The sequence below is a fragment of the Paenibacillus sp. strain BS8-2 genome (genome assembly GCF_054483835.1).
Window position 1 is genome coordinate 3,485,001 of the sequence record NZ_CM137010.1, and the last position, 19,617, is coordinate 3,504,617.

14 protein-coding genes, 7 tRNA genes and 1 rRNA gene (1 of these 22 cut by a window edge) are annotated in these 19,617 nt (G+C 47.6%); 15 read left to right on the forward strand and 7 right to left on the reverse strand.

The genetic code is table 11. The annotated features are described in order from the left end of the window. The 9 genes from ACX1C1_RS14975 to pdaA all read left to right on the forward strand — a co-directional run. A 23S ribosomal RNA gene (locus ACX1C1_RS14975) occupies positions 1 to 921 on the forward strand (it extends 2,016 nt beyond the left edge of the window). Between the two features lie 102 nt (positions 922 to 1,023). Beyond that, positions 1,024 to 1,099: transfer RNA gene (locus tag ACX1C1_RS14980), tRNA-Asn, on the forward strand. 6 nt (positions 1,100 to 1,105) lie between these two features. Continuing rightward, positions 1,106 to 1,196: transfer RNA gene (locus tag ACX1C1_RS14985), tRNA-Ser, on the forward strand. Positions 1,197 to 1,221: 25 nt separating this feature from the next. Further along, positions 1,222 to 1,296, forward strand: a tRNA-Glu gene (locus ACX1C1_RS14990). A 14-nt stretch (positions 1,297 to 1,310) separates the two neighbouring features. Next, positions 1,311 to 1,387 (forward strand) — tRNA-Met (locus tag ACX1C1_RS14995). A gap of 36 nt (positions 1,388 to 1,423) precedes the next feature. Beyond that, a tRNA-Thr gene (locus ACX1C1_RS15000) sits at positions 1,424 to 1,499 on the forward strand. A gap of 7 nt (positions 1,500 to 1,506) precedes the next feature. After that, a tRNA-Gly gene (locus ACX1C1_RS15005) sits at positions 1,507 to 1,581 on the forward strand. 8 nt (positions 1,582 to 1,589) lie between these two features. Continuing rightward, positions 1,590 to 1,666, forward strand: a tRNA-Pro gene (locus ACX1C1_RS15010). Positions 1,667 to 1,941: 275 nt separating this feature from the next. Then, positions 1,942 to 2,754, forward strand: coding sequence for a delta-lactam-biosynthetic de-N-acetylase (gene pdaA / locus ACX1C1_RS15015; RefSeq protein ID WP_458957692.1), 813 nt, complete (start codon positions 1,942 to 1,944; stop codon positions 2,752 to 2,754). 115 nt (positions 2,755 to 2,869) lie between these two features. On the opposite strand, the gene ACX1C1_RS15020 is transcribed toward pdaA, so the two are convergent. Further along, on the reverse strand, positions 2,870 to 3,775 hold the full coding sequence (locus tag ACX1C1_RS15020; protein ID WP_458952983.1) for a TIGR03943 family putative permease subunit: 906 nt from the start codon (positions 3,773 to 3,775) through the stop codon (positions 2,870 to 2,872). Continuing rightward, complete coding sequence (locus tag ACX1C1_RS15025; RefSeq protein WP_458957693.1) at positions 3,772 to 4,641, reverse strand: permease; 870 nt, start codon at positions 4,639 to 4,641, stop codon at positions 3,772 to 3,774. Before ACX1C1_RS15025 ends, ACX1C1_RS15020 begins: the two co-directional genes overlap by 4 nt. Positions 4,642 to 4,846: 205 nt before the next feature. On the opposite strand from ACX1C1_RS15025, the gene ACX1C1_RS15030 reads away from it, so the two are divergent. After that, positions 4,847 to 6,442, forward strand: coding sequence for an ATP-binding protein (locus ACX1C1_RS15030; protein ID WP_458952984.1), 1,596 nt, complete (start codon positions 4,847 to 4,849; stop codon positions 6,440 to 6,442). 12 nt (positions 6,443 to 6,454) lie between these two features. On the opposite strand, the gene ACX1C1_RS15035 is transcribed toward ACX1C1_RS15030, so the two are convergent. The 4 genes from ACX1C1_RS15035 to ACX1C1_RS15050 all read right to left on the reverse strand — a co-directional run bounded on the left by ACX1C1_RS15035 (position 6,455) and on the right by ACX1C1_RS15050 (position 11,558). Further along, positions 6,455 to 7,546 carry a GerAB/ArcD/ProY family transporter gene (locus ACX1C1_RS15035; RefSeq protein ID WP_458952985.1) on the reverse strand — a complete coding sequence of 364 codons (1,092 nt, stop codon included), beginning with the start codon at positions 7,544 to 7,546 and terminating at the stop codon, positions 6,455 to 6,457. A gap of 248 nt (positions 7,547 to 7,794) precedes the next feature. Next, entirely contained in the window at positions 7,795 to 9,018 is a 1,224-nt protein-coding gene (locus tag ACX1C1_RS15040; protein ID WP_458952986.1) for a Ger(x)C family spore germination protein, read from the reverse strand. After that, positions 9,019 to 10,455: a spore germination protein gene (locus ACX1C1_RS15045; protein ID WP_458952987.1), complete on the reverse strand. Its 1,437-nt coding sequence runs from the start codon at positions 10,453 to 10,455 to the stop codon at positions 9,019 to 9,021. After that, positions 10,452 to 11,558, reverse strand: coding sequence for a GerAB/ArcD/ProY family transporter (locus ACX1C1_RS15050; RefSeq protein ID WP_458952988.1), 1,107 nt, complete (start codon positions 11,556 to 11,558; stop codon positions 10,452 to 10,454). Before ACX1C1_RS15050 ends, ACX1C1_RS15045 begins: the two co-directional genes overlap by 4 nt. A 216-nt stretch (positions 11,559 to 11,774) precedes the next feature. On the opposite strand from ACX1C1_RS15050, the gene ACX1C1_RS15055 reads away from it, so the two are divergent. The 3 genes from ACX1C1_RS15055 to ACX1C1_RS15065 all read left to right on the forward strand — a co-directional run bounded on the left by ACX1C1_RS15055 (position 11,775) and on the right by ACX1C1_RS15065 (position 13,780). Further along, the gene (locus tag ACX1C1_RS15055) at positions 11,775 to 12,512 is read left to right on the forward strand and encodes a phytanoyl-CoA dioxygenase family protein (RefSeq protein WP_458952989.1); all 738 of its coding nucleotides are present in this window, start codon (positions 11,775 to 11,777) and stop codon (positions 12,510 to 12,512) included. Between the two features lie 25 nt (positions 12,513 to 12,537). After that, positions 12,538 to 13,410, forward strand: a complete 873-nt coding sequence (locus ACX1C1_RS15060) for a helix-turn-helix domain-containing protein (RefSeq protein ID WP_458952990.1) — start codon at positions 12,538 to 12,540, stop codon at positions 13,408 to 13,410. A 160-nt stretch (positions 13,411 to 13,570) separates the two neighbouring features. Further along, a complete protein-coding gene (locus ACX1C1_RS15065; protein ID WP_458952991.1) occupies positions 13,571 to 13,780 on the forward strand; it encodes a hypothetical protein in 210 nt (69 codons plus the stop codon). A 16-nt stretch (positions 13,781 to 13,796) separates the two neighbouring features. On the opposite strand, the gene yhbH is transcribed toward ACX1C1_RS15065, so the two are convergent. Beyond that, on the reverse strand, positions 13,797 to 14,951 hold the full coding sequence (gene yhbH, locus ACX1C1_RS15070) for a sporulation protein YhbH (RefSeq protein WP_458952992.1): 1,155 nt from the start codon (positions 14,949 to 14,951) through the stop codon (positions 13,797 to 13,799). 317 nt (positions 14,952 to 15,268) lie between these two features. On the opposite strand from yhbH, the gene ACX1C1_RS15075 reads away from it, so the two are divergent. Beyond that, positions 15,269 to 16,438: an exonuclease SbcCD subunit D gene (locus ACX1C1_RS15075; protein WP_458952993.1), complete on the forward strand. Its 1,170-nt coding sequence runs from the start codon at positions 15,269 to 15,271 to the stop codon at positions 16,436 to 16,438. Then, positions 16,435 to 19,563: an AAA family ATPase gene (locus tag ACX1C1_RS15080; RefSeq protein ID WP_458952994.1), complete on the forward strand. Its 3,129-nt coding sequence runs from the start codon at positions 16,435 to 16,437 to the stop codon at positions 19,561 to 19,563. Before ACX1C1_RS15075 ends, ACX1C1_RS15080 begins: the two co-directional genes overlap by 4 nt. The last annotated feature ends 54 nt before the right edge of the window (positions 19,564 to 19,617 follow it).

A 19,617-nucleotide genomic window follows, 5' to 3' on the forward strand; every position in this document is an offset into this window, starting at 1 on the left:
GGCGTAACGACTTGGGCGCTGTCTCAACGAGAGATCCGGTGAAATTTTAATACCTGTGAAGATGCAGGTTACCCGCGACAAGACGGAAAGACCCCATGGAGCTTTACTGCAGCTTGATATTGGACTTTGGTACGATCTGTACAGGATAGGTGGGAGCCTTTGAAGCCTGAGCGCCAGCTTAGGTGGAGGCGCCGTTGGGATACCACCCTGATCGTATCGGAGTTCTAACCTAGTACCGTGAAACCGGTACGGGGACCGTGTCAGGCGGGCAGTTTGACTGGGGCGGTCGCCTCCTAAAATGTAACGGAGGCGCCCAAAGGTTCCCTCAGAATGGTTGGAAATCATTCGAAGAGTGCAAAGGCATAAGGGAGCTTGACTGCGAGACCTACAAGTCGAGCAGGGACGAAAGTCGGGCTTAGTGATCCGGTGGTACCGAATGGAAGGGCCATCGCTCAACGGATAAAAGCTACCCTGGGGATAACAGGCTTATCTCCCCCAAGAGTCCACATCGACGGGGAGGTTTGGCACCTCGATGTCGGCTCATCGCATCCTGGGGCTGAAGTAGGTCCCAAGGGTTGGGCTGTTCGCCCATTAAAGCGGTACGCGAGCTGGGTTCAGAACGTCGTGAGACAGTTCGGTCCCTATCTGTCGCGGGCGCAGGAAATTTGAGAGGAGCTGTCCTTAGTACGAGAGGACCGGGATGGACGTACCGCTGGTGTACCAGTTGTTCCGCCAGGAGCACCGCTGGGTAGCCAAGTACGGACGGGATAAGCGCTGAAAGCATCTAAGCGTGAAGCCCCCCTCAAGATGAGATTTCCCAGTATGTAAGACCCCTTGAAGACGACGAGGTTGATAGGTTCGGGGTGGAAGCACAGCAATGTGTGGAGCTGACGAATACTAATCGGTCGAGGGCTTATCCTACACGCTTATCCGTTCATACAAACGGTAAGCAAACAGCTTTAAGGTTCAGCAAACCTTTCGTATCCAGTTTTCAAGGTACAACAACCTTGAAAGTAACCATATTCCCTGATAGCTCAGTTGGTAGAGCACTCGACTGTTAATCGAGTTGTCACAGGTTCGAGTCCTGTTCGGGGAGCCATTTTCTGGAGAAGTACCCAAGTGGCTCAAGGGGACCCTCTGCTAAGGGGTTAGACTGCGTAAGTGGTGCGAGGGTTCGAATCCCTCCTTCTCCGCCACATTTGTTTTTCAAGGTTCAAGTTTGGCCCGTTGGTCAAGGGGTTAAGACACCTCCCTTTCACGGAGGTAACAGGGGTTCGAATCCCCTACGGGTCACCAATTTTTTGTAACGACGCGGGGTGGAGCAGCTCGGTAGCTCGTCGGGCTCATAACCCGAAGGCCGCAGGTTCAAATCCTGCCCCCGCAACCAATTTACTTGTACATGAATATGTACAAAACAATTTATGCCGTTGTAGCTCAACTGGTAGAGCAACTGACTTGTAATCAGTAGGTTGGGGGTTCAAGTCCTCTCGACGGCACCATCTTTTTGCGGAAGTGGCTCAGCGGTAGAGCATCGCCTTGCCAAGGCGAGGGTCGCGGGTTCGATTCCCGTCTTCCGCTCCATCAATTTTCGGGATGTAGCTCAGCTTGGTAGAGCACCTGGTTTGGGACCAGGGGGTCGCATGTTCAAATCGTGTCATCCCGACCAAAATGATCTAATATAATGATTTACTTATAACAGGTACTGTTACTCGAAAGAGCAACAGTATTTTTTTCTGTGAAAGTAAACTTTCATGCACGGGTTGCGTACGACAGACCATAAACGTTTTGTTATTTTGAAATGATTATTGAGTTGATGAATGCTGATTATAGGCTGATGCGTGTTGCCATTTGTCAGAATCATAAAGTTCTTCATTGGGGAAGCTAATGTCAGTAAGTACTGGATATTAGATCAGAGAGGAGAGTAAATCCGAGTTGGTCAACATTACGTATCGGATAGCCTTAATTGCAATTGGATTGCTGCTGGCAACATTGCCGTTACAGCCGGTGATAACAGATGCCGCCCCAGGAGCCTACCATTTCGGATTCAAAAAAAGTGTGAATGGCAGCCTGCCATCGATCGACGAAGAAGGATTCAAGCCGGTTATAACGAAAAATGGAGCGTTATTTCTTGGTGATACTTCCAAAAAAGAACTGTTTTTAACGTTCGACAATGGATATGAGAATGGTTATACATCGCGGATTCTGGATGTCCTCAAAGAAAAAAATGTACCAGCGTTGTTTTTTGTAACGGGACACTACGTCAAGGATCAGCCTGATCTGTTAAAACGAATGGTAAACGATGGGCATCTTATTGGCAATCACTCGTGGAGCCACCCTGACATGACGCAGTTATCGGAGCAGCAGATTGCCACAGAACTTGCGAAAGTGAAGGAACAGGTTACACAATTGACAGGGCAACAAGCAATGGAATATTTGCGACCGCCTAGAGGCATCTTCAATGATACCGTGTTAGCCGTTAGTAAACGACATGGATATACGAGCGTATTCTGGTCAATCGCTTACAAGGACTGGGACGTTAACGCCCAACGCGGTGGCGCCTATGCATTTGATCAAGTTATTAAACAGCTTCATCCCGGAGCGATTCTGCTTCTTCATTCTGTCTCTAAAGATAATGCGGAGGCGCTTGGCAACATTATAGAAGAAGCGAAGCGGCAAGGTTACGTATTTAAGGGACTGGATGGCAAAGAGGGACTCGATATTTCTCGCATGTACGATTATTTGCCGAATAGGTAACGGAACAGATAAGCAGTTAAACAAAAGGAGTATGATCAACCGCTAAAGGTTGAATCATACTCCTTTTGTTTAATAAGTTAAAGACGAAGGTTATTTTGATGCTTTGGTTGCTTGCTTAATAATTACGGTATACATAAGGATCTTCAGGCTGGGGAATGGTTTCCCACGAGGTGATGCGCAGAACGGGTATCGTTTGTTTGAAGGGCTGATAATATTGTGAAGTTAATTTACCCGTCACTCGAACCCACTCGTCATCCTCAAATGATGTATTCTGTGGGAACTCTGCCAGCATCCCGAATACACCGGAATCGGCGACGCAATGGATAAATCCGAATCGGAATAAGAAGTAGTGATCGTTGTCTGCTTGCTCCCCTTTGTAGGTGAACCCAGTGAAGGAGACCGTGTCCCCCATAAATTCACCGGGGAAATTATAAATGACTTCCATGCCTTTCATGTAGTTGCTGTCGTCGAGGTTGATTTCTTTCAAATCGATGAATTCGGTAAGCTCTTTGTTTTTGAGCTTGTCATACCCTTCTTTTCCATAAAATACACTGGAATCAGGTTTAAGGAATTGATGTTCGCCAGGTGTATCATCATTAATCTCCTGAGGGGTTGGGAAAGAAAAACCCTTAGCTTTGACGAAGCTGGAATCCAATGTCTGAACGGGCATGAAAATACCTGTGCAGATAGGAACTAACAGTATCGTATATCCGACCATACGTTTCCAGCGTGAGGTGGGTTCATGCGAATGATCAAGACCATAATGATCATCATGATCGTGGTCATGACTGTGACTGTGTGAATGGTGATGATGCTCAGGTCCTGTATGATCATGTGAATGGTGATGTTTGTCTAAGCGATAAATACGTACGAATTCTACGACAGCAAGAAGAGAAAGGAGCACGATGGCGCTAATGGACAGATAAGCATACTTGGTGTTGATGTACATATTGAGTTGTCCGTTCTGGTGTATGATCGCGAACATCAGCGCGAAACCAATTAAAATAAAAAATCGAATCATCCAATTAACCTCCCTACAATCAAGGATCCGGCAAGCGTACTGACACTAACGAGAGCGATTAAGACAATAACGAACTTGCTTTTGAACGTGCCAAGCAACATTAGCGTGTTTTTGATATCGATCATTGGACCGAAAACCAAAAAGGCAGATATCGACCCCATAGAAAAGCTGCTACGGAACGATGAGGCGATGAAGGCATCAGCCTCGGAGCATAATGACATCGTAAATGCTAACGCCATCATGACGAGTGAAGCCATAATGGGATTACTGCCTATATGCAATAGCGATGAGGTAGGAATAAATGTTTGCATACAAGCAGCAATAAACGCTCCGAGTACCAAATATTTGCCCACGGAGAAAAACTCTTCAACCGCATGAGTTAGAACAGAACCAAGCTTCCGTCCCAGTGGCATTGGCTTCTTAGGGACCTCAGAGAGTGGCGTTGCCGCCGCGGCCATTTCTTGAATGGCTTGTCTGAGCGGGAGCGAAGGGAACAGCAGGGATATCGTCACGGAGACGAATAACGCTACAGCAAACGCCATCCCAGCACGAATGGCCACGACTCTCCAATCGTTGCCGAACGCTACATATGTAGAAAAGAGAACGATGGGATTCACAATGGGGCCCGTTAACATAAAGGCGATGCCAGCATTAAGCGGTACGCCTTTACCCAGCAGCCTGCGTGTGATGGGGACGATTCCGCATTCGCAAGAAGGGAAGAGAATGCCAACGCTGCAGCCTAACAGCGATGAAAGAAATTTGTTTCGAGGCATAATTTTGGCGATCCACCGCTCCGTAATAAACGATTGAATGAGGCCAGATATGAGAACCCCAACAAGAACAAACGGAATAGCTTCCATAACCATACTGAGAAAGATCGTGTTGAGTTGAAGGAACGTTGTCAAAGAAAGCACCTGCCGTTACTTAGAAATGGAGTGAACTACCTCATTTAGAGTAGCATACTGAGATAAGAAGAGTAAAATAGGCCCTATGTCCAAGGTCGAATTCCATTCCCAAGAACCCCCTATTATAATAGATACTATGCCATAAATAATAATGGAGATGGAGTATATGAACCAAAAGCAGTTGTTCATACAACAATCAAAGAGTCGTTGCGAAGCTTATGGAATGTCCAAAGAAAATATGCCTGCGATTTTCCCAACCGTGAGCACGAAGGAATTGGAAAAGCGCAAAAAAAAATATAAACATTTTATACATGTGCTAAAGACGTTTGGTGAGAACACGATCCGAGATTTGAATGGACTTCCCGTCGTTATTGTATTTACCGATGACGAGGGGGTTATTCTGGAAATCTTTGGTGATGAATCGATTTCATCCGAGCATAGTCAATTCGGAATCAAGGTAGCCGTTCGCATAAATGAAGAAGTGATGGGGACGAATGCAATTAGTCTAGCGCTGATGCATAAAAGAGTTATAGAGCTTGTAGGTAATGAGCACTACCACTCACCGCTCAAAGAAGCAGTTTGTTATTGTACACCGTTCTCACTTCCACAAGAGCTGGATAATCTGTCGGGAACCATTGCAATGATGACGACGATGGACAATTATAGCCATTATGCGCTTCCTTTGTTATCGAATATGACCGAAGCGATTGCAAGGGAGATGGCGTTGCATAAACGTAACCGACATCAGTACTTGCTGAACCATCTCATTATAAATTCTGTTAACAGCGGCATCGTGCTTACAGACCAAGATGGCCTCATTGTCGAGTTTAACGAAGTAGCATGTCGCGTGGCAGGCAAGCAGCGTTACGAGATTATCGGTAGACCCGTAGAATCGATCCCTGAATTTGCACAATTTGTTCTCCCGGCACTAAGAGAAGAAGGAAATATTGAAGGATTAGAGCATACGTTCGAAGTAGCGAATAACATTAGCACCATCTGTTTGTTAGATTCCGTGCCGATTCGAGATGAACAGGGTCAGGTGGTCGGCGCATACTTGCAGATTCGGGATATTACGGAGCGAGTGCAGCTGGAGAAAACCATGATGACGTACGAGAAGCTTAGCGCGATTGGCAAGCTCGCGGCAGGGATGGCTCATGAAATTCGTAATCCCTTGACGACCATCATGGGATTTAACCAAATTTTATTGGAAAAGGATGACCTGCAGGAAGTTGTTAGACGTTACCTTAGTATTGCTCAAGCAGAGCTCCATGACTTGAATAAGCTGGTCTCCGACTTCGTCCAAATGGCCAAGCCTAGCCCGCCGCAGATGATTCAATTAAATCTGACACGACTCGTTCAAGATACGGCAATGTTTATGGAATCGCAAGCTAACCTTAATAACACAGTCATTGAAGTATTCAATGAGAAGCCAGTTATAGCAATAGCAGATCCTGCTCAAATGAAACAAGTATTGATTAACTTGCTGCAGAATGCGATGGATGCGATGCCTAAGGGTGGTCGGATTCGGATTTCGCTTTCGTCTACCAGCCAACGTGCTTCGATCATGGTACATGACGAAGGCAATGGTATGACCGAGAGCCAAGTGAAGGATGTGTTCACACCATTCGTAACCAATAAAGATACTGGAGTGGGACTAGGTTTGTCCATTTGTTACCGCATAATCGAAGCGCATGGCGGCACCATTTCGTTGAGTACGGCATTGAATCAAGGCACAACATTCCGGATTGAGCTGCCGGCTTGATCGATAACTGAGTTAGGATTCATGTATGCGATCACGACCTATCCATAGCCAGGCCAACGGAAATAGAAGGGCAAACATGGATGCATACAAGGGCCAGACCGAAAAAAAACGAAGTAAAAATGGGGTGTTGTCTATGACAATATCGGCAAATACCAGAGCAATAACCGATAAGGGAACGACAAGTGAGCGAGGATTTTTTAACTGGAACACCTCCGACAAGGTATGAACACTGATGTAGAATAACAGGGCCATTCTAAAAAAAATCGAGATAATCCAGGCGATGGCGATAAACGGTTCGATCCGTTCATAAAAATCACCGATGTTGACTAACTTGGCTGCCATATAGGATGGATAGATCAGAATCGAAGTCATCCCTTCTCCCATTAAGGCAATTGACAACAGAGTCGTCAAAAAAAAAGCAGCCGTACTAATAAAGATGCTGGAGAGCCAAATTGACAGCAGCTTTTTTCCGCTGTTATGAAGAAAATGGTGCGACACAAACAGTACCAGTACGGCTTCCATATTAGGAAATGCCGCGAATGGAATGGATGCTCTTACGATCGTTAAAGGGGAATGCTCCATTACCGGCTTCAAATGATCGATGTTAACGTCCGTCAATTGTGAGACAAACAAAATGAGCAGCAACACAAGGACAATTGGAAATAAAAGCTCTGCCGCAAGAGCAATGGATGGAAATCCGCGAATGACTGCATAGACGACCACTGCGACTACAAGGATATTTATGGCCAAGATCGGAGTCTCAATGAATACGACCGATGACATGAAGTCTCCGACATTGCGCAGTGTCAGGATACAGATAAGAAAAGGGAAACCGAAGATAAAGAACACTGTTGTAGAGCGAACGATCCATTTGTTCCATTTTCCCATTAGGAAAGAGACCAATGTTTGACCCTTTTTCTGTTCGGCAATGAAATAATAAACAGGTATGATCAGAAACTGAACGCAACAGCCAACGATTACGGATAGCCACGCATCTTGTCCAGCCACCGTCGTCAGTGTTGACGGCAATACAAGAATGGCGCTTCCGATATAATATAAACTCATCCATCTTATGGCTTGTTTCGATGTAATACCCTGTCGCATGGCTTGGAAGTCCTTTCATGAGCTTCCCAACCAAGCATTCAGTTGGTCGCTCAGAGGTTTAAAGACAAATTGGATGAAGGTTAGAGGATTGGGGATTGGTATTTTTAACAGAAACATGATGGATACACTTAGCGCGGCCAAATAAAACAACACGATCGGCACGAACTGGCGGATGTTTCTAGAACGTCTGAAATGATAACATTCATAGACGAAGCCAGCTAAACAAGTGGCAACAATCAGCAATTGATTCATTTGGATGTATCCTCTTTTTTGTGCAAGATCGGATTTGTAATTTCTCCCATATAATTCAGGTTATAAACAACCTTGATCGTGATATCCATGTTCTTGAACCGTCGATCCCAATCGTTACTCCAAGCCGTCCATTGCTTCGGATGATTCTGATGAAATTTCTCTCCAAATCCATAAATGTCTGTTCCATATTGGTTTTGGACCTTCTTTAGACCGTTTTGAAGTAAGCTCTCCGTTTGTTTCCTCCCAGCTTCTTGGAGCAGCAGGAACTGGTCCTCCTTCGTTATATCCAACTTACATGGATATTCAGACAGATTACCATCGATTCGTTGTGTGATCTCTGCATACGGGTTATCTTCACGGACGAAGGTTTTGATATTTGATGATGCTTTCGTGACCTCAACGACAAACCACTTGTCTTCTCCGGGACAGCGAATTTTCCCTACGGTTGTATGGACTCGATCGGTCAAATAACTGAAGGATTTGCTATCCTGTTCGTTTAACCATCCAAGTAATCGATCATCCTTCATGACCCCGATTCCAGTAAACCTGAAATTGGCAAAGGACTTCGCTTGTTTAATATTGCCCGCTCTTTTCCCTTCCTCAACATCGCCATTTATCGTTATACCGGTTAATACTGGTTGAATACCTTCATTATGCAACGCTGAGAGAAAATCAAATAGTCTTACAGAGGATGTTGGAGCCCAAGCTCGCTCGGATGTTTTCAAAGACTTGTACATTTCAATGCCTGGCAATACTTCCATAGGCGTAATGATGCTTAGCACATCTTGGGCAGATACATCCCTGGCGACAGCAATCGTAAAGTCTGGGCGTACTCTTGGTGATCGGATAAATAGATCAAGCTGTGAGGCAAGACCCTCCTTAGCGATAGCTTCACTGACGACAAGCAGCTTCAAATGACCTGCATACGTGGTACGCGAAGATGTGGTCGTTATTTTGCGAACAGCTTCGAATATCGTATTGGCTTGCATGGTCTGCACAATCGAAGGAGAGCGGCCTTGAACCGGATTTTGCCTCATCTGCGTGGGGTCGACAATTTGAAGAGTAACCTGATATTTGTTGTCGATCTTGTCGATGCCAATGGCAATAATGATGGAGATATCATTAAGTTCCCTTCTGCTCCAACAGCCACCTGTGACAAGCAAGCAGCATACGCATAACACGATAATGGATATGGATTTGAATGAACGACAACGCATCATTTAATCCCTCCTCGTATTGTTCATTAGCCAGTACGGCTTGCGGAATACAGCATCGTCCTTGGTTGTGCTCGTTGGGGAGTAACGCTTCATATAGGGTATGCCAACAGAAGATAATCCGCAGAGATGGATGATTAGAACAATCGCTCCCATCGTGATTCCGAAAATGCCGAATGCGGCCGCTGCGCCCATGAACAAAAAACGAGTGATTCGGATAGAAATAGCCAAATTGTATGCGGGTATCGCAAAGGAAGAGATAGCAGTAATGGAAACGATAATAACCATAGCGGCTGACACGATGCCAGCATCTACGGCTGCTTGTCCAACCACGATCGTTCCTACAATGGATACAGCTTGTCCAACCGAACGCGGCATCCGGATACCTGCTTCTTGCAATATTTCGAATGTGATGCCCATTAATAAAGCTTCGATAAAAGCCGGAAACGGAACGCCTTCTCGTTGAGCGGCAATGCTTAACAATAATTGAGTTGGCAGCACTTCCTGATTGAAGGTCGTTAAAGCGATGTATAGGGCAGGTGCAAACGTGCCGATCAGTAAAGTGAGAATTCGTAATGCCTTAATCAGACTTGCGAAAACGAATGATTGATAGAAATCCTCAGCTGCTTGAAGGAAGTCGGTGAATACGGCAGGAGCAATCATGACAAAGGGAGTGCCGTCAACCATAATAGCCACGCGGCCCTCTATTAATGAGGAACACACGACATCAGGTCTCTCCGTATTATAGACAAGAGGGAATAAAGTCAATTGTTTGTCTTGCAGCATCTCTTCAATGTACTCTCCTTCAAAGATGCCCTTCAGCTGCAATTGCTGCAGCTTCTGCTCAATCTGAGCCACTACGGCAGGGTCTGCCGATTGCTCCATATACAATATACTTACATTGGTGTTGCTTTCAGTGCCAAGCAAATACTTGCGTACACGCAGCTTGGAATTTCGTATGCGTCTTCGAACTAATGAAATATTGGTCGCCAAGGTTTCATTAAAGGAGTCCTTGGGTCCCCGCACAACGGTTTGAGTTTGTGTTTCTGATACCCCTCGATCCTGAAGTGAGGAAGCGCCAATGACAAGGCATAATTGTTCATGCTGATGATACAAAACAGGTTTTCCCATGAGAATAGCATGAACCATCGCATGGATGTCGTAATCGATAGTGGATACTTCAGCGACATGAAGCACTTGTTGCCTTACGGTTTCGAGAATCCGATGGATGTCCAAAGGCAAATCCAAAGCATGTTCCATTAGAGAAGGTAGAATGGTGGAATTGATATAAGTTTCATCTGTTAAACTGCTCAAATAACAGAGTATGAACTCTGCCTGATCCCCGTTGTGCAGCTTGACGGCAAATGTCCGTTCAACCAAATCGGCAGACGAACCTAATGTTTGGCTGATGGAGTCGGCGGACTTTTTGTTGATATCCTTCATTGCTGCGACCCTCCGTTCACTTGTTTACGGATCATACCGCTGCACAGCCAGATAAGTGGCATCATGATAGCAAAAAAACAGGCGTATATAGGGGAGACGGAAAAGGACTGAATCCATTCTGCATTGTTATTCCATACAATGGAGGATAAAACCAAGACGATGATCAACATCGGAATGAGCAAGGCATGCAGTCGCTGGATTTTCATGATTTGAGCTAATGTATGGATCGTAACAAAAACTAATAATCCCATTCTGAAGAAAACGCAAATATACCAAGAGACAGAGATGACGGATTCGATTCTCTCAAAAAAATCTCCGATATTGACAAGCTTAGCAGAAAAATGCGAGGCATAAATAACCGTGGAAGTCATCTTCGCGTTCATGACCGTGATAACGGTTAACGTCAAACATAAAAAGATGGATCCGCTGATGATCCCTGTTTTCCATAACACATTAGAGAGCTTCTTGGCATCCTGGAGCCATGGCATAAAAAAGAGAATTAATATATTATTCAAGAATGGAAACGCCAGCAGTTGCAGCGCACCATCCAGAATAGGGAGAAATCCATGGGATAGAAAAGGTTTCACATTGCCGATCTGAGTATTGGGCAACTGAGAGCTGAGCAGGATGAAAATAAAAAATAAAACAATAGGCAGAGAAAGCTCAGCGGCTCTTCCCAGGGCTGATGTCTTCGAATGGTGATAGACACCATAACAAACCACAGTCATTGTGATCGCCGAAATGACAATGGTGGGAGTTTCAATCAAAATATTGGAGGACTCAAAATCGCTAAGATTGCGCAGGGTCATGATGGAAGTTAAAAATGGATAAAAGAAGATAAATGTTAGCAGCTGAAACTTGCCTAGCCAATTGCCAAATAAACGGACGGCATATTGTGTCATGCTGTCTCCATTCATTTGTTTCGCAATTCCCGAATAGAGCGGAATGAGGAGAAGATATAAGCCGATCGCCAAAATAACAGACAACCATGCGTCTTCTTCGGCTATATTGGCTAACGTTGAAGGTAGAACCAAAATAGCGCTGCCGATATTAAATAATACGGCCCACATCCATAATTGTCGGCTTGTCAATACATCGGCCATGAAGGGACCAGCTCCTTTACTGGTATGATCCCCCAGTTCAAGTGGATTATTCAGGATGAACGTGCAAGTGCTGGAGTAAACGAGCGAGGCATAACTGAACGATTCGAAACATCCGAAAATAAGCATACTTATTCCGAACCGACAGGAAGAAGCCGAAAGTGTCCCTTTGTTATGATGAGTATGTAGAACAAATCGCAATAACGGAGGGGTTACCGAATGAATAACGCGGTATTATCGAAGCAAGAAACGGAGTTTTATGAGGAGAACGGGTACCTGCTGCATAAGAAACAAGTATTCGGATCGGAGAAAATGAAGGAATTATCCGATATTTTTGAGGAGCAATGGAAGCAGGTCGGCAGAAAGCTGAATAGTGAGCTCGATACTCCCCATTTCCGCGATGAGCGGCTGCTGAAATTTTTGCTAAGCGAGGAAGTGCTGGATTTGGTCGAACCGATTATCGGACCAAATATCGGACTGTGGTCAAGTCATTTCATCTGCAAGGAGCCATTGGTAGGTAAACAGACGCCATGGCACGAGGACTCCGCCTATTGGAAGGGACGTCTTAGCCGCTTTGACAAGATTGTCACGGTATGGCTGGCTATCGATCGCAGCTCGAAGGAGAATGGCTGCATGCGTGTTGTTCCGGGTACGCACGCGAACGGTTTCTCCGAATATGAGGAAGTGGACGGAAGCCAAAATATATTTGATACGGAAATTAAAAAGGTCGATCATGATAAAGCGGTCTACTTCGAGCTCGAATCAGGGGAATGCTCCTTACACGATTCCCGCATCATCCATGGCGCAGCGCCGAATACTAGCGAATATCGTCGCTGCGGCTATACGATGCGTTACTTCGCGACGGACGCAAAGGTGATTCCGGATAAAAATCCTGGACACAAAGTTTGGCTGGCAAGAGGGATAGATCTAGCCGGAAACCCGTTTGTAAATGTATAATCGTTAGTAAAAACGGGGTGGAAACATGCGGGACAGGGAGACGCCGGAACGTCTGCTTGGGAGCCAATATCTCGAGGAGCACGAGTCGTACCGTATCTTCAAGCATGATCTCAGTACACGTATCGATACGCATTGGCATGATTTTTATGAAATGGGTTTTGTGCGATCAGGCAAGGGAATCCATAAGCTAAATGGAGAACCATTCCCACTTTGCAGGGGAATGGTCTTTCTGCTGTCGACGGCGGACTTCCATGAGATCGCGCCGGATGCTGGAGAGAATATCCTGCTGTTTAATATGATTTTCAAGGATGCTTGGGTGAGATCTGAGTTAGCTGAAAGGTTGTTCGAGCATGGTGCCCCCCATATTCACACCTTGCATGGCGACGAGCTCTCCAGGATGGAGGCGGAATTCGTCAGCATATGGACGGAGACGGAGGAACGTAGATTCGGTCATGAATGGCTAGTTCAAGATAGCGTGGAGCGGGTTCTAGTTGATCTGGCAAGAAGAAGACCCGCAAAGATCCCTAATTCCGATTCCTACGAGCTGGTTGCTGGCATGCATCCGTCCATTCGTAAGGCGCTAGTATATGTACAGCATCACTTCCGTGAGCCGATCACGCTAGGCTCGATTGCCGCATACGCAGGGCTGTCCGCCAACTATTTCAGCGAATGCTTCCATAAGCAGACGAAGGTTACGTTTCAGGAGTATGTAGGAGAGAAGCGCCTCCTGTTCGCTTCCGCGCTTCTCGGAAGCACACGTCTGCCCGTTACAGAAATTTGTTACGCAGCAGGATTTAACACCATCCCCCACTTCGAGAAGTCATTCAAGCGGAAGTATGGCATGTCGCCAAGAGAATATCGAAATCACACGGGAGCAGAGGCGAAGGAGCGGATATGACGACATTCATCGAATTCGAGAAATTTCGCCAGCCGAATAAATAATATATCAAATAAATAAGCCAAAATGCAGGTTTGTGCCATGGATATAGCTGCATGTAGCGTTTACAATGAAGATGGATTCTTCCAAATAGACAGGTCATGTAGAAGGAGTGAAGGTATTGAAAGTGAACGTCACGGGCGATGGGGCGCTGCCGCTTCGATCAATTATTGAAGCCTTGCAGGACAGCGGCTACGACGGCTATTATTCGCTCGAACGGGAGCCTAAATGGAGACCGGAGCTGCGAGAGCTGAATCTTGACGTGAACGAGGTATTGGCTTCTAGGAATACCAAACAGAAAGCCCCACCGCACAGTATGTACTGGCGGTAGAGCTTTCTTCACTTATTTAAGCTTTATTCAGTTTTTTGGAGAAAAACGTTGTCAATGCTTTATAAACTTCGCCCTTCTCCTTAATGATGGAATACATAAACTTCTTGTCATTGATATGTTTATAGGCGGACATCAATGTGCTGCTCCGATTGTACTGGTTAACCTCGCCGTAACCGAACATGTTGCAGCGTTCCATGAGCTGCGAGATTAACCGGACGCAGCGTTCATTGTCCGAAGTCAGATTGTCACCATCCGAAAAATGGAAAGGATAAATATTCCAGTTACTAGTGGGGTATCTGCTGTCTATGATATCCAGCGCTTTCTGATAAGCAGAGGAGCAAATCGTTCCGCCGCTTTCGCCTCGCGTGAAAAACTCTTCTTCGGTCACTTCTTTGGCTTCTGTATGATGGGCAATATAAATGATTTCGACATGCTCGTATTTGCGGCGAAGAAAACGGGTCATCCAGAAGAAAAAGCTGCGCGCGCAATATTTTTCGAACGAGCCCATACTTCCGGATGTGTCCATAAGGGCAAGAATGACGGCATTGGATTGCGGTTTCACGATTTCCGTCCAGGTTTTGTATCGAAGATCATCCGGTGAGATGCCGCCGATACCGGATTTGCCTGCGTTGGCGTTGCGACGAAGGTTTTCCATGAGCGTTCGTTTTTTATCGATATTGGACATGATGCCTTTCTTGCGTATATCGGTGAATACAATCTCTTGTGTCTGCATTTGTTCCTTTTGCTTTTGCTCTAGGTTTGGAAGCTCAAGCTCCTCGAACAACATATCCTCCAATTGATCGATGCTGATTTCCGTATCGACCAGCTCTTCGCCAGGCTGGTCTCCGGCATCCTTGCCTTTGCCCGGACCTTTCGCGGCTTGCGGATCCACGCCGAGTACGTCTCCAACCTGCGAATCGCCGTCTCCTTGTCCGACATGCTGCTTTTTGTTGTAGTTATAGACGAAATGGGATTCGTCGAGGCTTTTGATAGGCACTTTTACGGTTTTTCGGCCATCGGATAATACAATACTTTCATCCGAGACGAGATCAGGCAAATTTTTGCGAATCGCTTCCTGAACCTTTTCTTGATGTCGAGCCTGATCCGCATAACCTTTACGGTGGAGCGACCAATCTTCGCGTGATACAATATGAAGCTTTTCCGATGCCATATCTTCACCTCAATTTGTATTTGTTTGTTATGCAATGTCCTTGTAACCAGAAGTATCCATCACGGCAAGAATTGTCAGCCTAATTTACAAGCGTGCTTGCCGATATCCGATGGAGTCAATTCGGAGCACCCCCTTGATGTATTCCTTGTTAATAATCAATATATTCAAGCAACGGGCGGTTATGTGAACGAAATTAGTCCAATTCTAGCAAATTGTAACGGTCTGCCGTGTTCTAGCGACAAGGCGCTGCGAATGATAGAATATAAGGTAGAGCAATTGGGCGAGCGCGGAGATGACCCGCGTGCGAGGAGGGTATCATGAAACTATTTCATACAGCAGACTGGCATCTGGGCAAGCTGGTGCATGGCGTATATATGACTGAGGATCAACGATTCGTATTGAATCAACTGGTAGAGGCAGTCCGCGTCGAGAGTCCTGATGCAGTGATCGTAGCAGGAGATCTCTATGATCGAGGAGTGCCGCCGACCGAAGCGGTAGAGCTTCTGGACGAAGTATTGAAGACGATTGTCGTGGAGCTTGGTGTTCCCGTGATCGCAATTGCAGGCAACCATGACAGTCCTGACAGAATTGGCTTCGGATCGCTCCTTATGGAGGGACGCGGATTATATTTGGCCGGACAGCTTCGGAACGATCTGGCTCCGGTCGTGCTGGACGATGGTTTCGGAGAGGTTCATTTTCACCTTGTACCCTATGCCGACCCTGCAATAATAAGGCATGAGCTTGCTGACGAGAGCATCCGGACACATGATGATGCAATGAAGGCTATCGTGTCGCGATTGCCGCTCGCGGAAGGCGCAAGACATGTGTTAGTGGGACATGCCTTTGTAACGCCTAGCGGCGAGGCGGCCGATAATACGAGTGATTCTGAGCGGCCTCTTGCGATCGGCGGAGCCGAGCATGTCAGCGCCAGCCACTTTGAGTCGTTTCATTATACGGCACTTGGGCACCTGCATCAGGCACATTTTGTCCGTCATGAGAGGATCAGGTATTCGGGTTCGCCTCTCAAATATTCCATTTCGGAAGAACGTCACAACAAAGGGTATTTGATCGTTGAGATGGATGAAAGCGGCTCGGTCACGATCGAGAAACGAGAGTTGAGGCCGCTTCGCGATATGCGAAGAGTGGAGGCGCCGATCGAGGAGCTGGAACAACATCCGGTGAACGAAGATTATGTGTATGTCACGCTGCTGAACGATAATCCCGTATTGTTCCCGATGGAGAAAGTTCGTGCGGTTTATCCCAATGCGATGCATGTGGAACGGAAGGTGACCTTCGCCAAGGCAGGAAGCGGATTAGGCGGCATAGCTGGAGCTGAACATGGGATGAGCAGACAGTCGAGTGATCCTGTCCAGCTGTTCTCCGACTTCTATCAGGAAGTGAAGGGGCAAGAGCTGTCGGAGGAGCAGAGGGCTTTGTTCGCGGCGGAATTTGAGGCGCTGAGAAAAGAAGAGGAGGGCGTGTCATGAAGCCGATTAAGCTCACAATGATTGCATTCGGACCGTATCGCGATGCGGAGATCATTGATTTCTCCGAGCTCGGCGACCGCCGATTGTTTGTCATATCCGGTAATACAGGTGCTGGCAAAACAACGATCTTTGACGCCATCTGTTTCGCTTTATATGGATCGGCAAGCGGGGAGGACCGTGCTGATTCACGTATGCTTCGCAGCCACTTCGCGGATGAAGAAACGCATACGTCGGTAGAGCTCGAATTCGAATCAGGCGGTAAGCGATATCGTGTGTTCCGTCAGATGAAACATCGTAAAGGCAATAACAAAAGCGAGACGGGCGAAAAGACGGAGCTGTATGTCATCGAAGGGGACGCGGCGATTCCTGGCGTAGATCGGTTCATGACGACGGAGGTTAATGCGAAGCTGTTGACGATTATCGGCTTAACGAAGGAGCAATTCAGTCAAATCGTCATGCTGCCGCAAGGCGAGTTCCGTAAGCTGCTTACCTCCGACACGGATAATAAGGAAGATATCCTTCGCCGAATATTCCGGACTGAGCTTTATGAAAAGTTGGAAGGGCGGTTCCAATTAAGGTATCGGCAAATGTCGGAGGAGCTTAAGGAAGCGCAGGCTGTCGCGGCGACTGTTATGCGTCAAGCGGCGGAGGCCTTGCCTCAGCGAGCAGATGGTAAGTTGTCTGCTACGTTCCGGCAAGATAGCTATAATGCTGGTCAGGTGCGAGAAGCTTTAGAGTCCGAAGCTCATTTCTATCATGAATCTGCGCTCGAAGCTGGGAGCCGCAAAGCCTTATTGGGATCTGATATGGAGTCGCAGCACGAGAAGCTCCGTGCTCGACTTGCGCTTAATGCGAAACATGAGGAGCTCGGAGCTAGACGCAGCGACAGAGAATTGCTGATGCGGAGGCAGGAAGAGATTGCTGCGCTGGAACGCGAGCTAATTTTGTCCGCGAAAGCAGATGCCCTTGCACCCTATGCAGAGCAAGCAGCAGATACGTCAAGAGCGCAGCAAATCCGCCGCGAGTCGCTACGTCAGAGACAAGAGCAGCTCGCAGCAATGGACAAGGAGCAAGCCGCCGCTATCGCTGCTCATCAAGCTGAGAAGGACAAAGAGCCGGAACGGAGAGAAGTCGAGTTAGAGCTACATCGGCTTGGCGAGCTTGTGCCGGTAGTGAGTACACTTGCCGATCAGCGTGCTGCGCTTGCGGATATCAGACGCCGTGAAGCTGACGCTGCCGCGAAGATAGCCGCAGCTGCGTCAGCGTTAACCTCGAGAAAGCAAGAGAAACTTGGTGTTGCCGCCGAGGGGCAGAGGGCGGAGGCAGCCGCTTCACAGGTGCCGGAGATCTCGGAGAAGCTATCGCTCTTAGAGCGGCAGGGGAAAGGCGTGAAGCGCCTTCTGGAGCTGGATGCAAACATGAAACGATGGCAGGAGCTCGAGCGAGAAAGCGCGCAGGCGATGGAAGATGCCGTTGCCCAGGCAGCCGCTCTTGAGCGTCGCTGGATCGAAGGTCAAGCGAGCTTGCTAGCCGTGCATCTGCATGATGGTGAAACATGTCCAGTATGCGGCAGTGCTGAACATCCTGCGAAGGCTGTACCGGCTGATGACTTGCCGTCCAAGGAGTCGCTTGATGTTGCGAAAGCTCAGCTTGCGGCCGTACAGCAGGAGCTTATGAGAGCCAAAGCAGAGGCCGCGGCAGCAGCTGGTTCCCAGCGAGTGGAGCAGCAAGAGCTCGCCGAGCATCTTCCTGAAATGTTACCAGGAGATGCTGCGGCAAGCACAACATCGATTACTTCTCTGCAACAGCTTCAGAGTGAGCTCAGAATGTCATGGAAATCGACAAAGGAACAAAGCGATGCTCTGAAAGAACAGGCCTCAAAGCTTGAACCGCTAAGAAAGAAATTAGGCCAAATCGATGCAGAAATCGAGAAATTGGAGCGGGAGCAAGAGGTACTGCGCTCCGAGATGGGGATATTGTCAGTAGAAGGTGCGGCGAAGGAAGGTGTACTTGCCAAAGAGCTTGATCGCGTACCCGAGCAGTGGCGCGAACCAGAAGCTCTTAAGCTTAGGTTGTCAGTTCTCCATAAGCAACAATCTACGCTATCCGAGTCTCTGACAGCCGCTCAGCAGCGACTACAGAATGCGGCTGGTCAATTTGCGGCGGCGCGGGCTCATGCAGAGCAAGCTGCGACGCAGGCCGCCGAGGCGGAAGGAGCGGCTGCTGCAACGGCGACTAGAATGCAAGCAGAGTTAGGCAAAGCGGGATTCGGAGACGATAGGGCTTACCGAGATGCAGTGCGGACAGATGCACAGAAAGAGCTGCTGAAGCGGGAGACGGAAGGTTATCGCTTGTCGCTCGCAGCTGCGGTTGAAGCGACAACGAGGTTGGAGACGGAGCTTGCCGGCACCGCATGGAGCGCAGCGGACGACTTGCATGAGCTTATCGCCGCCACGCGCGCCAGCTACGAGTCAGCTTTGGCTGAGGAGCAAATGGCTGTGCAATACAAGGCGGAGGCGTCGCGGTTGGCAGCATCCGTGGAGCTCGCGGCTGCACAAGTAGTCGAGCTCGAGGCTAAGCTTGCTCAGGTGCTGGATATCTATGCCATGATGAAAGGCGACAACGCAATCAAAATATCGTTCGAACGTTATATTTTGATCGAATATTTGGAGCAAATTGTTGCTATGGCCAATATCAGGCTGCACGAGCTATCAGGCGGGCAATTCCAACTGCATCGCAGTGGAAGGCTGGAGACTAGAGGTAAACAAAGCGGACTTGGACTTGATGTGTACGATGCATACACCGGCCAAAACCGAGATGTGAAATCTTTGTCCGGCGGCGAGAAATTTAATGCGTCCTTGTGTCTGGCGCTTGGGATGACGGATGTCATTCAGTCCCATCAAGGCGGCGTCTCCATCGAAATGATGATGATTGACGAGGGATTTGGCTCGCTCGATGAGGAGTCGCTTCACAAAGCCATTGCAGCCTTGGTCGATCTGCAGAAGGCTGGTCGGATGATTGGCGTTATCTCTCATGTGCAAGAGCTGAAGGAAGCATTCCCCGCCTCACTCACCGTAAGCAAAACAAAAGAAGGATTTAGCCGCACTTCGTTTGTTCTGAAGTAACGGCAACAAAAAAGCAGCGTCTCAGATGAGGCGCTGCAGGTTATGCTGACTTAT